The sequence below is a fragment of the Lachnoanaerobaculum umeaense genome, from assembly GCF_003589745.1.
GTDB lineage: Bacteria > Bacillota > Clostridia > Lachnospirales > Lachnospiraceae > Lachnoanaerobaculum > Lachnoanaerobaculum umeaense.
The window spans coordinates 92,592-105,963 of record NZ_CP032364.1 but is presented as its reverse complement, the minus strand read 5'-3'; the positions used below and the strand labels follow the sequence as shown (position 1 = coordinate 105,963).

General features: G+C 37.5%; 10 protein-coding genes, 1 tRNA gene and 1 pseudogene. 4 read left to right on the top strand and 8 right to left on the bottom strand.

From position 1 onward, the window contains the following. The first annotated feature begins 151 nt into the window (after positions 1-151). Complete coding sequence (locus D4A81_RS00440) at positions 152-496, top strand: choline-binding protein A (protein ID WP_111526039.1); 345 nt, start codon at positions 152-154, stop codon at positions 494-496. A gap of 176 nt (positions 497-672) precedes the next feature. Here the strand turns inward: D4A81_RS00440 and carB are convergent. The 4 genes and pseudogenes from carB to D4A81_RS00420 form a co-directional block, all read right to left on the bottom strand. After that, positions 673-2,676: pseudogene (gene carB / locus D4A81_RS00435) on the bottom strand (carbamoyl-phosphate synthase large subunit); the annotation flags it as partial. After that, positions 2,677-3,744, bottom strand: coding sequence for a carbamoyl phosphate synthase small subunit (locus D4A81_RS00430; RefSeq protein ID WP_111526038.1), 1,068 nt, complete (start codon positions 3,742-3,744; stop codon positions 2,677-2,679). It abuts the pseudogene before it with no gap. Between the two features lie 46 nt (positions 3,745-3,790). Next, entirely contained in the window at positions 3,791-4,381 is a 591-nt protein-coding gene (locus D4A81_RS00425; RefSeq protein WP_111526037.1) for a uracil-DNA glycosylase family protein, read from the bottom strand. A gap of 206 nt (positions 4,382-4,587) precedes the next feature. Continuing rightward, on the bottom strand, positions 4,588-5,976 hold the full coding sequence (locus tag D4A81_RS00420) for an ISNCY family transposase (protein ID WP_119808214.1): 1,389 nt from the start codon (positions 5,974-5,976) through the stop codon (positions 4,588-4,590). A gap of 189 nt (positions 5,977-6,165) precedes the next feature. Between D4A81_RS00420 and D4A81_RS00415 the strand changes: the two genes are divergently transcribed. The 3 genes from D4A81_RS00415 (at position 6,166) to D4A81_RS00405 (ending at position 8,678) form a co-directional block, all read left to right on the top strand. Beyond that, positions 6,166-6,245 (top strand) — tRNA-Leu (locus tag D4A81_RS00415). Positions 6,246-6,490: 245 nt separating this feature from the next. Continuing rightward, positions 6,491-7,852: a DUF1576 domain-containing protein gene (locus D4A81_RS00410; protein WP_111526073.1), complete on the top strand. Its 1,362-nt coding sequence runs from the start codon at positions 6,491-6,493 to the stop codon at positions 7,850-7,852. Continuing rightward, positions 7,845-8,678: a DUF3881 family protein gene (locus D4A81_RS00405; RefSeq protein WP_242977772.1), complete on the top strand. Its 834-nt coding sequence runs from the start codon at positions 7,845-7,847 to the stop codon at positions 8,676-8,678. The genes D4A81_RS00410 and D4A81_RS00405 overlap by 8 nt, the downstream gene beginning before the upstream one ends. 120 nt (positions 8,679-8,798) lie before the next feature. On the opposite strand, the gene tuf is transcribed toward D4A81_RS00405, so the two are convergent. From tuf to rpsL, 4 genes are all read right to left on the bottom strand, one after another. Continuing rightward, the gene (tuf, locus tag D4A81_RS00400; protein WP_111526075.1) at positions 8,799-9,998 is read right to left on the bottom strand and encodes an elongation factor Tu; all 1,200 of its coding nucleotides are present in this window, start codon (positions 9,996-9,998) and stop codon (positions 8,799-8,801) included. 108 nt (positions 9,999-10,106) lie between these two features. Further along, entirely contained in the window at positions 10,107-12,221 is a 2,115-nt protein-coding gene (gene fusA / locus D4A81_RS00395) for an elongation factor G (protein WP_111526076.1), read from the bottom strand. Between the two features lie 14 nt (positions 12,222-12,235). Next, positions 12,236-12,706, bottom strand: coding sequence for a 30S ribosomal protein S7 (rpsG, locus tag D4A81_RS00390; protein WP_007594900.1), 471 nt, complete (start codon positions 12,704-12,706; stop codon positions 12,236-12,238). Between the two features lie 140 nt (positions 12,707-12,846). After that, complete coding sequence (rpsL, locus tag D4A81_RS00385; RefSeq protein ID WP_007594901.1) at positions 12,847-13,266, bottom strand: 30S ribosomal protein S12; 420 nt, start codon at positions 13,264-13,266, stop codon at positions 12,847-12,849. Positions 13,267-13,372: the final 106 nt, after the last annotated feature.

Genomic DNA, 13,372 nt, shown 5'->3' with positions numbered 1-13,372 from the left:
ATACCAAATATATTGCAACTTAATCTCTTTCTTTTTTCTTACGGTTTCTTACCATCATATATATTCTCTTTTCAAACAAAAAAAAATTGCTATAATAATATTACAAGCTATAGTTTTAGCTTGAATATTTTGATGGAAAATGAGGTCAGTTATGTTGAAGAAAACTATATCTATGTTATTGCTTACTGCCACTATTTCCATAACTGTTGCTGTACCCGGCTATGCTGCCATGAAGATTACAGATGCGAACTCTTTCAAGTGGAGTCAGACAGGCAGTGAATGGAAAGTTGTTGACAATTCAGGCAATCCTGCTTCAGGCTTTATAAGCTACAATGATCAGACTTACTATTTAGATAAGAATGGCATCATGAAGACCGGATGGATTAAATCATCAGGTTCTTGGTATTACTTAAATACTAACGGAACCTTAGCTTTGGATCAGTGGATTGACAATTACTATGTGGATTACAGTGGTAAAATGACCAAAATACAGTAGGATAACTATAAAGGGGGCATTGAGTATTCAATGTCCCTTAGTGGTCTCTATAATCCATTTACTTTTATCTCCATAAGTCTTATTTTCTCATCTAAAAGCCTTCTATCAAAACCTCTATTTCTAAAATCCAAATAATTACTTCTTGAAACTATATTGTTGTCAAATGTAACTCTAAACTCCGGATCCTCTGCTACATCCACATCCCTTGCATCTGTACCAAGAATCGGTACTCCCATTTTCATCAAACTTTCTGTAAGCTTAATAACAGTCTGACCTCCAAACTGTACTACTGCACCGTCAGGCTTTTCTATATCTACAATACTCTCTACATCCTCAGGAGTAAGAGGCTCAAAGTAGAGCTTATCTGCAATATCAAAGTCTGTACTTACAGTTTCGGGATTATTATTTATAATAATTGTCTCATAGCCCTGTCTACTAAACTCCCATGTACAGTGAACACTGCAAAAATCAAACTCTATTCCCTGCCCTATTCTTATAGGTCCGGAACCAAGTACCAATACTTTTTTCCTATTATTTGATTTTGCCTCGTTTACCCCATCATAGCAGGAATAATAATATGGAGTCTCAGATTCAAACTCTCCGGCACAGGTATCTACCATCTTATAAGCTGCCCTTATATCAAAGCTATGCCTTAATTCCTTTATTTCCTCTTCTCTTCTTTTTGACAGCATAGCTATAAGCTTATCAGGAAACTCTATTCTCTTTGCCTCTTTTAAAAGTTCCTTTTCAAGTGGTTCATGGGAAAGTCTCTTTTCCATTTTTATAATATTGTATATCTTTGAAATAAACCATATATCAATCTTTGTTATTTCATGTATTTCCTCAAATGAAATTCCCTTTCTCAATGCCTCGGCAATCACCCAGATTCTTTTATCATCAACCTTTTTTAGTTCAAGTTTTAAGCTTTCCACATCCAGATGGCTATAGTCATAGCTAAGCAAACTTTCAACATGTTGTTCAAGTGAGCGAATGGCTTTCATAAGTCCACCTTCAAAATTGGTACAAATACTCATTACCTCGCCGGTTGCCTTCATCTGAGTACCCAGAACTCTCTTAGCACTTATAAATTTATCAAATGGCAATCTAGGCATCTTAACAACTACATAATCAAGCATAGGTTCAAATGCCGCATAAGTCTTTCCTGTTACTGCATTCTTTATCTCATCCAAAGTGTATCCCAAAGCTATTTTTGCAGCTACCTTAGCTATAGGGTAGCCTGTAGCCTTACTTGCCAAAGCAGACGACCTTGAAACTCTTGGATTAACCTCTATTACACAGTATTCAAAGGTATCAGGATTTAGTGCATACTGAACATTGCAACCGCCTGTAATTCCCAACTCTGTAATAATATTTAGTGCAGAACTTCTAAGCATTTGGTATTCCTTATCTCCAAGAGTCTGAATTGGTGCTACCACTATGGAGTCACCTGTATGAACTCCTACAGGATCAATATTTTCCATATTGCAGACAGTTATAACATTTCCAATGCCGTCACGCATCACTTCATATTCTATTTCTTTCCATCCTGCAATACTTCTCTCTACTAATACTTGACCAACTCTTGAGAGTCTTAGACCATTATCCAAAGTTTCTATAAGTTCTTCTTCATTATAGACTATGCCACCACCTGAGCCGCCCAAAGTATATGCCGGTCTAAGTACTACCGGATATCCTAGAGTTTTGGCATAATTCACACCACCTTCTACATCCTCCACTACTTTTGATGCGGCAATAGGTTCACCTATTTTTTCCATAGTATGCTTGAAAGTATCTCTATCCTCTGCCTTTTTTATTGTAAGAGCTGTGGTACCTATCAGCCTTACATTCTCCTTATCAAAAAAGCCTTCCTCAAAAAGCTCCATAGCAAGATTTAATCCTGCTTGTCCTCCCAAAGTAGGCAATACCGAATCAGGCCTCTCCTTTCTGATGATCTCTTTTATAAACTCTGTAGTAAGCGGCTCTATATATACCCTGTCCGCAATATCCTTATCCGTCATAATTGTGGCAGGGTTTGAATTGATAAGTACAACTTCTACTCCTTCTTCTTTTAATGCTCGACATCCCTGCGTACCTGCATAATCAAATTCTGCTGCCTGTCCGATAACTATCGGACCTGATCCTATTACTAATACTTTTTTAATATCTGTATTCCTTGGCATTTAGTCCTCCATCATCTTTATAAACTTATCAAACAAATATGAGTTGTCTCGTGGTCCGGGGCATGCCTCCGGATGATATTGTACTGTAAAAATATTTTTGTTTATATATCTAAGTCCTTCATTAGTATTATCATTTACATTTACAAATGCCGGAATACATATACTCTTATTCAATGTACTCTCATCCACTGCATATCCATGATTTTGTGAAGAAATATATGTCTTTCCATTTTCCAAATCTTTTACCGGATGGTTGCCACCTCTATGTCCATATTTAAGTTTATATGTATCTGCACCTGTAGCAAGTGCCATCAGCTGATGTCCCAGACATATTGCAAATATCGGAATATCTGAATCATATAGCTTTTTTATTTCCTTTATTATATCTACATTCTCCTTTGGATCTCCCGGACCATTGCTTAGCATAATGCCATCCGGATTTAATTTAATGATATCATCAGCAGTAGTATCACATGGCACTACTATAACTTCACATCCTCTTTTTTGTAGCTGTTTTGCTATATTTCTTTTTGCACCAAAGTCCATCAGCACTACCCTTTTTCCTTTTCCATCTAAAGTATAAGATTTATCTGTACTGGTTTTCTTTACTACACCCTTGACACTATATTCTTTTATTTTTTGTGATACTTCTGATATATCATAAGAGCCTGTAGTAATTATCATTCCATTCATAGTGCCATATTCTCTTAGTCTCTTTGTTAAATCTCTGGTATCAATGCCTGTAATACATGGAATATTATTTACTTTCAAGAAATTTTGTATACTATCTTCGTTTCTAAAATTTGAAGCTACTTCAGATAATTCTCTTACTATAAAAGCGTCTACCCAGGCTTTATTTGATTCTATATCCTCATAACAAATACCGTAATTTCCAATCAAAGGATATGTCATTACTACAGCCTGACCCGCATATGATGGATCTGTCATCACCTCCAGATATCCGGTCATAGATGTATTGAACACTATCTCACTAACTACTGATTTTTCGGCTCCGACACTGTTTCCTTCATACACACTTCCATCTTCTAAAATTAGATATGCTTTCATCTTATTCCTCTCGAATCTAAACCTTTAATAAAACTACAATATTTAATCAATGCCTCAAATATCCTCTGATTTTTTCTTGTAACACTGGCACTATTTCATTTTCAAACCATGGGTTTTTCTTCAACCATATCATATTTCTGGGTGAAGGATGCACTATTGGCAAGTACTTGGGTAAATATTCTTTATATGCTTTTACTGTTTCTGTTAGATTGGACTTTTCTCTGCTACCCAAATAATATTTTTGGGCGTACTGTCCTATAAGAATGATAAGATCTATATTTTGTAATTCTTTCAATATCTTGGGGTGCCATTTAGGTGCAAAATCCTTTCTTGGCGGTAGATCCCCACTTTTTCCTTTTCCCGGATAATAAAAATCCATAGGTATAATGGCAAATATATCAGACTCATAGAATGTTCTTTCATCCACACCCATCCATTCTCGAAGTCTATCTCCACTTTTATCGTACCAATACTTCCCTGCCTCCTGTGCCTTGATTCCCGGGGCCTGCCCTACTATCATCACTTTGGAATTCTCAGGAGCTGAAAATAAAGGGGAAATACCTACTTTAGTGAAATCCTCATTCTCCTTATCCGCCACTATGGCATCAAATATCTTCTGAATACTATTTGAAAACATAAAACACCTTATATCTTTCTCTTTAGCTTTACTAAAGAATAACTATATAAACTTCTTTCTATATGATATGCCATAAGAAAATTCTTTTCAAACTGAAAAACTTTTCGCCACTCTAAAAAAAATACAGCAAACAATTTTTCTCTGTCAAGCATAAATGATTATGTCCCAAAATAATTAATTTATAAGCCCCCACAAAGGGGCTTTTATTATGCACTTTTTATGTCTTCTTCAATTCTGTGTGGCTGTGAGTGTGCGAATTTATTAAAGGCATCCAATCTCCAAGGATGGTTCATTGGAGGTATATAAGGCTTTCTAGGTTTTGGCTGTTTGTAGTCAGCGTCCAAGTCCTTAGATTTATGCTCATGAGCCGGTATTTCTTCCAGTGCATAAATATCTTTGTCATTTACGCACACAAACATAGACCTATCAAATGCCTTGATAAGCATAACCTTGGTACCTTTTCGATAATGGGTCTGCAATCCTTTATTATCTATCATCTTATAAAATTTCTTCTCGAATTGAATCGCATGTCCGGCATCAACAGTTCTCTCAGTTAAAACCGCCAAAGTAAGATTTATTTTTTCTTTAGATGGTTGCGTTTCAAAGACAGATTTGATACCATAAAGTGGAAGTGCGAACTTCTCATTGAATTCTTTTATGTAGTGGTAAATGAATTCATTGGCTTTATGGATATCGGTTACGCCTGCGAGTCTAAACTCAATAGGCAGGCGTGACTGTAAAGTCTGATTCAATCGTTCTATACGTCCTTTAGCCTGTGGTACGCTGCTTGATTCAAGCTGTGTGCCAAGTTGCTTACAGGCGTATGCAAACTGTGTATAGGTGTCTTTGTCGTCAGATAAGGCACCTTTTTTCTTGTAAGTAAATACAGTTCGTTTATCAGTAAGAAACTTATAAGGAATACCATAATCAGTAAGAATCTGCTCAAATACATGGTAGTATCCATTAAGAGTTTCCTGAGTATCAAACCAGGCACCTGTGACAACACCTGAGGCATCATCAATAGCCAAATGTAGATGCCATATCTGTCCCGGCACCCATTCATAAGGGGTAGCATCCATCTGAAGCAATTCACCAAAATAAGCACATCTTGGACGACGACTGTGAGCATCTTCAACTGCTACTAAGTTAGCTTGTATCTGTGATAATTCCCTTTTTGATGTTGCAGCTTCCTTCTTAGCTCTGAGAGTTTGCTTAATGCGTCTACGCTTAGCTTTTGTAGCCTTTGGAGATAGAATGTACTCTGACTCCAAAATACTCATTACAGAGGAAGAAGAGATACTTATGCCTTCATGCTTTTTTAGAAGCTCTGTAAAGTGTTCAAAGTTAGCTTCGTAGTATTTAGTTCTGTATAGATCAAGAACCTGACTTCTGATATCAGGACAGATAGTGGTAGCCGGCTTTTTGCCTCTGTTACCATGAATAAAGAATGCCTTACCATCTTTAATATAACCCTGTATCATACGGTTTATATGCCTTTTGGTGCATCCTAGGATAAGAGCAGCTCTATCCTTATTAGCTGTATCGGGGTGATCTACCAGACCTTTGATAACTTCATACTTTCTTTGTTCATCCATTGATAAAATAACCTTTCTGATAAGTCAGTTCCTCCTAGTGTTAGAATATACAAAATAGTATTCTACCATAAGTGGGACATTTTTATTTGTGGTATACTAGGACTTTATCATTTATGGCTTATAAAAAAATACAGCAAACAATTTTTCTCTTGACATCAATATTTATTTAAAGTATAATTCCTTTCGTATGCGGGTGTGGTGGAATTGGCAGACACGCAAGATTTAGGTTCTTGTGGGCGACCGTGCAGGTTCAAGTCCTGTCACCCGCAGTAGAAGCTGTTACATAAGTAGCAGCTTTTTATTTTTGTAAAATTCTTATGCTCATATTTCAATATATTCTATAAATTTTCTAAGTATTTTATCAATGTAGCTATTTACTTTACTTAAAAATTCTAAATTTCTTATAATTTTCTTTACACTTACTAAATCATTTGACGAAACCAGCTCCTATTAATTATAATTAATAATAAAACATGCAGGATTACTTATTGTGATCCATAAAAGGGAGTTTCTTATGGCATTTTTGAATAACTACAGAGCCACCAGAACATTGACTTATACTCAGAGATTTTTGCTTATCTCTACAGTACCTATTTATTTTATGATTTTTGCATTGATATTTTCTCCATTGGATGAAATAATACCTGGACTTTGGCAAATCATAATACAGCCTGATCTTCTTATCACTGATTACATTGTAGTAGGTGGCATAGGTGCAGCATTCTTCAATGCGGGATCGCTTACACTAATTTTGCTTTTTTTATTGCACCATTTTAAAGTGGAGTTTGACAGACATATTGTAGTAAGTTCCTATCTTATTTTCGGCTTCTCACTATTTGGTAAGAATGTGGTAAATATATGGTTGATTCTCTTTGGATTTTTTATCTATGCCAGACTACATGGTTACCCCCTAAAAAAATATATTTACTACGGACTTTACGGAACAAGTTTGTCACCTGCTATAACCTTAGTTATGCAAGCTGTACACACAAGCCTTATGTGGCAGCTCATTCTTGCAACTGTCACCGGTCTTGCTATAGGATATGTCCTGCTACCTATATCTATACATGTAAAAGCATCACATAAGGGATATTCTCTATATAATGTAGGTTTTTCATCAGGTATAATAGCTACAGTTTTGGTATCACTGTTTCGTTCTTTTGGAATAGATATAGAAACAAGACTTATCTGGGACACTTCACATACAAAACTTTTTGCTATTGCACTGTTTGTCTTATTTTTTTATATGGTAGCACTGGCATTTATACTTGATGGCAAAAAGCTCTTACCGTCATACTCCTCACTTTTAAAGGAGACCGGAGTACATGGTACATATGCTCACTCTTACTCAGATGCTGTATATATTTTTAATATGGCTATCAACGGTATTATTGCCACATCATTTGTACTGGCTGCAAACGGAGATTTAAACGGTCCTACCATAGGTTCAATCTTTACAATAGTTGGATTTTCTCCGGCAGGAAAGCATATGAGAAATATCTTACCTATAATGGTCGGAGTTTGCTTCTCTGCATTTTTAAAGCAGTGGTATATAAATGATCCGGCACCTATACTTACACTATTACTCTCCACTACTCTTGCACCTATTGCAGGTGAGTTTGGTATAATAGCAGGGCTGGTAGCTGGTTTCCTGCACTCATCTGTAGCTTTAAATGTAGGTATTGTGTATAGAGGTCTGAACTTATACAATAACGGTTTTGCCGGTGGTATTGTAGCTATCTTTATGGTACCTGTAATAGAGTCCCTTATTGAAAAAAGGAAAAATGATATGGAAAAGAAAAAAAATAATACTGTAGAAAAGAAGGTGTATAATATTGCAAAATTTTATAAGAAGCATTGGATTTTCAATGTATAAGAAAAAAGCTGAAGTTAAAGAATTATTAGACAGGATTCAATCAGAAAACATTGCTTCCACAAAGGTTGTTGTAACTGCTGAGAAAGAGAGGCTTTGGGAAATACGCAAAGATCTCTCACCCTCACTTGGTATATGCATACATGGTTATCTTGAAAATCTTGGAACCTATGTCAGAGAAGGGTATTTTCCATATATAAAAAACACTCCTACCAGTTCTACCGCAAAATGTGCTGTAGAAAAGCATATAGATGATATCAATTATTCCGGTATGTTAGAGGATAATAATCTTGGTACATCCCTAATTTTTAGACTTTCCAACAAGTTTCATTATTTAGATAATATAAGGTCCAAGATAAAATCAACTGACCTTTTTGGGTTCTGTATAGATGGAAAAATTTTACTTCCCATACATAAAACAGTAGCACAAATGGAACTCTCAAAACAAAAGCTTTTAAATAAGAATATCCTTCTGGAAGCCGCAAAAAATGGTGACGAAGATGCTATGGATACTCTATCTGCTGATGAGCTGATTCTATATACTACACTAAATGCCAGAATACAGAATGAAGATCTCTACAGTATAGTCGATACAGTATTTATGCCCTATGGTATGGAGACTGATATGTACAGTATACTGGGTAATATCTTAGATGTATATGAAGAAAAAAATTCTTTTACCGGAGAAATAATAATATTACTGAAAATAGAATGTAATGATATGATAAATATTGTAGCTATCAAGAAAGAAGACTTGCAGGGTGAACCTAAAGTAGGTAGACGCTTCAAGGGTAATATCTGGGTACATGGTACGATACATATGGAATGAAAGTTTAATAAAAAGGACTCCCACTCTTGGGAGTCCCTTTTTTAATGCGAAAGTATTATAGATTACCTAGTATCCTCAGATACATCACTGTATAACCGATATAATACTTTTTATTTTAAATTACTCGATAATAGATGCAACTCTACCTGAACCTACTGTTCTACCACCCTCACGGATAGCGAATCTAAGACCCTGCTCACAAGCAACCGGGTGAATAAGCTCAATAGTCATCTCTACGTTATCACCAGGCATGCACATTTCTGTACCTGCTGGAAGGTTGCAAACACCTGTAATATCTGTTGTTCTGAAGTAGAACTGTGGACGATAGTTATTGAAGAAAGGTGTATGACGTCCACCCTCGTCCTTTGTAAGAACGTAAACCTGAGCTGTAAACTTCTTATGGCATGTTACTGAACCCGGCTTAGCAAGAACCTGACCTCTCTCGATCTCTGTTCTCTGAACACCTCTAAGAAGAGCACCGATGTTATCACCGGCCTGAGCCTGATCAAGAAGCTTTCTGAACATCTCGATACCTGTAACAACAGTTGACTTCTTATCCTCATGGATACCAAGAATCTCTACTGTATCGTTAAGGTTAAGTGTACCTCTCTCTACTCTACCTGTAGCAACTGTACCACGACCTGTAATTGTAAATACGTCCTCAACCGGCATAAGGAATGGCTTATCTGTCTCTCTCTCAGGATCTGGGATATAGCTATCAACAGCATCCATAAGTGTCATAACCTTGTCACCCCACTCACCGTTTGGATCCTCAAGAGCCTTAAGAGCTGAACCCTGAACAACAGGAATGTCATCACCCGGGAACTCATACTCGTTAAGAAGATCTCTGATCTCCATCTCTACGAGTTCAAGAAGCTCCTCATCGTCAACCATATCACACTTGTTCATGAATACAACGATATATGGAACACCTACCTGTCTTGAAAGAAGGATATGCTCTCTTGTCTGAGCCATAACACCGTCTGTAGCAGCAACTACAAGGATAGCTCCGTCCATCTGTGCAGCACCTGTGATCATGTTCTTTACATAGTCAGCGTGTCCTGGACAGTCAACGTGTGCATAATGTCTCTTCTCTGTTTCATACTCGATATGAGATGTTGAGATTGTGATACCTCTCTCTTTCTCCTCTGGAGCCTTATCAATCTTATCAAAATCAACAATCTTGTTTGTCTCTGAAGGGAATCTTGTAGCAAGAACCTTTGAGATAGCTGCTGTAAGAGTTGTTTTACCATGATCTACGTGTCCAATTGTACCAATGTTAGCATGAGGCTTTGTTCTATCAAATTTTGACTTTGCCATTGTTAATTCCTCCTTGAATTAAACCTAAAATTAATAGTAAATTTTGTTATATTATATAGTATTAGCCAAGATTTAGCAAGTTAATAAACTTTCTTAATCCATGTTTTATTATTTCTTATCATTAAGAACTTTTTCTTGAACAGACTTTGGAACCTGCTCATATTTATCAAAGAACATAGAGTAGTTTCCACGACCCTGAGTTCTTGAACGAAGGTCTGTTGAGTAACCGAACATCTCTGAAAGTGGAACATATGCATTTACCTGCTTACCACTTGGGATATCCTCCATACCCTCTATACGACCTCTTCTTGAGTTAATATCACCGATAACATCACCCATATACTCCTCAGGCATTGTTACTTCTACCTTCATGATAGGCTCAAGAAGTACAGCACCTGCCTTACTCATAGCATCCTTGAATGCCATAGAACCTGCTATATGGAATGCCATTTCTGATGAATCGACTTCATGGTATGAACCATCATATACATTTGCATGTACACCGAGCACAGGGAATCCTCCAAGGATACCTGACTTTGTAGCCTCCTCGATACCTTCGCCGACTGCAGGTATATATTCCTTAGGAATAGCACCACCGACAACAGTTGATTCGAACTTGAATGTCTCTTCTCCATTTGGATCCATCGGTTCAAACTTAACTTTACAGTGACCGTACTGACCACGTCCACCTGACTGTCTTGCATACTTGGAATCAACGTCAACTGACTTAGTAAATGTTTCCTTATAAGCAACCTGTGGTGCACCTACATTTGCTTCTACATTAAACTCTCTAAGAAGTCTGTCTACGATAATTTCAAGGTGAAGCTCACCCATACCTGATATAATGGTCTGTCCTGTTTCAGTATCTGTCTTAACTCTGAATGTAGGATCTTCCTCAGCCAGCTTAGCAAGTGCATCAATCATCTTTGCCTGACCTGCCTTTGTCTTAGGCTCGATAGCGATATCGATAACCGGCTCAGGGAATTCCATTGACTCGAGTATTACAGGATGCTGTTCGTCACAGATTGTATCACCTGTTGTTGTAAGCTTAAATCCTACAGCAGCTGCGATATCTCCTGAATAAACCTTGTCAATTTCCGTTCTCTTGTTTGCATGCATCTGAAGGATACGACCGACTCTCTCCTTCTTACCCTTTGTAGCATTGAGTACATATGAACCACCGTTAAGTGTTCCTGAGTAAACTCTGAAATATGCCAACTTTCCTACGAAAGGATCTGTCATAATCTTAAATGCCAAAGCTGAGAAAGGCTCATCATCTGATGAATGTCTCTCAATTTCATTGCCGTCAAGGTCAACACCCTTAATTGCAGGGATGTCTGTCGGTGCAGGCATGAATTCAACTATAGCATCAATAAGCTTCTGAATACCTTTGTTACGATAAGCTGTACCGCAACATACAGGGATTGCCTTGTTCTCACAAGTTCCCTTTCTGAGTGCCGCCTTAAGCTGTTCTACTGAAGGCTCTTCACCCTCAAGGTACATCATAGTAAGTTCGTCATCAAGCTCACAAATCTTTTCAACAAGTTCCCCACGGTATAACTCAGCTTCATCTTTTACCTCTTCAGGTACATCGATGATAGATATGTCATCACCCTTGTCGTCATTGTAAATGTAAGCCTTCATTTCGAAAAGGTCTACGATTCCCTTGAAACCATCTTCTTTTCCGATAGGAATCTGAAGCATGATTGTGTTCTTACCAAGTCTTGTGTGGATCTGCTCTACTGCTCCAAAGAAATCAGCTCCCATAACATCCATCTTATTTATGAATGCCATTCTTGGTACATTGTATGTATCTGCCTGTCTCCAAACATTTTCAGACTGAGGCTCTACACCTTCTTTTGCAGAGAATACACCTACAGCACCGTCAAGTACACGAAGTGATCTCTCTACCTCTACTGTAAAGTCAACGTGTCCCGGAGTATCGATAATGTTAATACGATTCTCCTTCTCACCCGGCTTTACTTTGTTAAATTCCTGTAATGTCCAGTGGCAAGTTGTAGCAGCTGAAGTAATTGTAATACCTCTCTCTGCTTCCTGCTCCATCCAGTCCATTGTAGCAGTACCCTCATGGGTATCACCAATCTTATAATTTACACCAGTATAATATAGGATACGCTCAGTAAGTGTGGTTTTACCGGCATCTATATGAGCCATGATACCAATATTTCTGGTTCTCTCTAAAGGATATTCTCTTCCAGCCAATTGGTTTCCTCCTATTAGAATCTATAATGAGCAAATGCCTTATTAGCCTCTGCCATCTTATGCATATCTTCTTTTCTCTTCACTGCAGCACCTGTGTTGTTTGCTGCATCCATTATCTCATTTGCAAGACGATCGATCTGTGTCTTCTCGCCTCTTTTTCTTGAAAAGAATGTAAGCCATCTAAGAGCAAGAGCTTGTCTTCTCTCAGGTCTTACCTCGATAGGAACCTGATATGTAGCTCCACCGATTCTTCTCGCTTTTACCTCAAGTACAGGCATGATGTTGTTCATAGCTTCCTCGAAAACCTCTACAGGATCCTTTCCTGTCTTATCGGAAACCTTATCAAATGCTCCGTACACAATCTTCTGTGCAACACCCTTTTTACCGTCTAACATGATAGTATTTACAAGCTTTGTAACTACCTTGTTATTGTATAAAGGATCTGCTAATACATCTCTTTTTAGTGTATGTCCTTTACGTGGCACGTTTCTTCCCTCCTTAATATTTAATTAGATCTCAGGTACTCGCTTTTTGCGTCCTCGTGCCTATATTTTTTGCAACCAACAAAAAATCGGCACTATCTAATTTGAAAGCTTTGCTTTCTTTTTAAAGACTAGCTTTTTTCTTATTTCTTATCTTTTGGTCTCTTAGCACCGTACTTTGAACGGGCCTGTTTTCTGTTAGCGACACCTGCAGTATCTAAAGTACCACGAATAATATGGTATCTTGTACCAGGCAAGTCCTTTACTCTACCTCCACGGATAAGCACAACGCTATGCTCCTGAAGGTTATGTCCCTCTCCCGGGATATAGCTTGTTACTTCGATTCCGTTAGAAAGACGAACTCTGGCAATCTTACGAAGCGCTGAGTTAGGCTTCTTAGGCGTTGCAGTCTTAACAGCTGTACAAACTCCTCTTTTCTGTGGTGAAGAGATATCTGTTGACTTCTTGTGAAGTGAGTTGAATCCCTTCTGAAGAGCAGGAGCTGTAGACTTTTTAACTGAAGTCTGTCTGCCTTTTCTAACTAACTGGTTAAATGTTGGCATTCCTTTTTCCTCCTTTTTTATTGGTTGCTTTACATTTTAGTTTTAGTGAACATCATCGCCTATTCACTATATGTGCAAATATCATCGCCTACTTACACAGTATTTA

What these genes read in the sequence shown, in the direction of transcription:
- D4A81_RS00440 (WP_111526039.1), top strand. Translation starts at nt 152, where the DNA reads ATGTTGAAGAAAACTATATCTATGTTATTGCTTACTGCCACTATTTCC.
- D4A81_RS00430 (WP_111526038.1), bottom strand. Translation starts at nt 3,744, where the DNA reads ATGAAAGCATATCTAATTTTAGAAGATGGAAGTGTGTATGAAGGAAAC.
- D4A81_RS00425 (WP_111526037.1), bottom strand. Translation starts at nt 4,381, where the DNA reads ATGTTTTCAAATAGTATTCAGAAGATATTTGATGCCATAGTGGCGGAT.
- D4A81_RS00420 (WP_119808214.1), bottom strand. Translation starts at nt 5,976, where the DNA reads ATGGATGAACAAAGAAAGTATGAAGTTATCAAAGGTCTGGTAGATCAC.
- D4A81_RS00410 (WP_111526073.1), top strand. Translation starts at nt 6,491, where the DNA reads ATGGCATTTTTGAATAACTACAGAGCCACCAGAACATTGACTTATACT.
- D4A81_RS00405 (WP_242977772.1), top strand. Translation starts at nt 7,845, where the DNA reads ATGTATAAGAAAAAAGCTGAAGTTAAAGAATTATTAGACAGGATTCAA.
- tuf (WP_111526075.1), bottom strand. Translation starts at nt 9,998, where the DNA reads ATGGCAAAGTCAAAATTTGATAGAACAAAGCCTCATGCTAACATTGGT.
- rpsL (WP_007594901.1), bottom strand. Translation starts at nt 13,266, where the DNA reads ATGCCAACATTTAACCAGTTAGTTAGAAAAGGCAGACAGACTTCAGTT.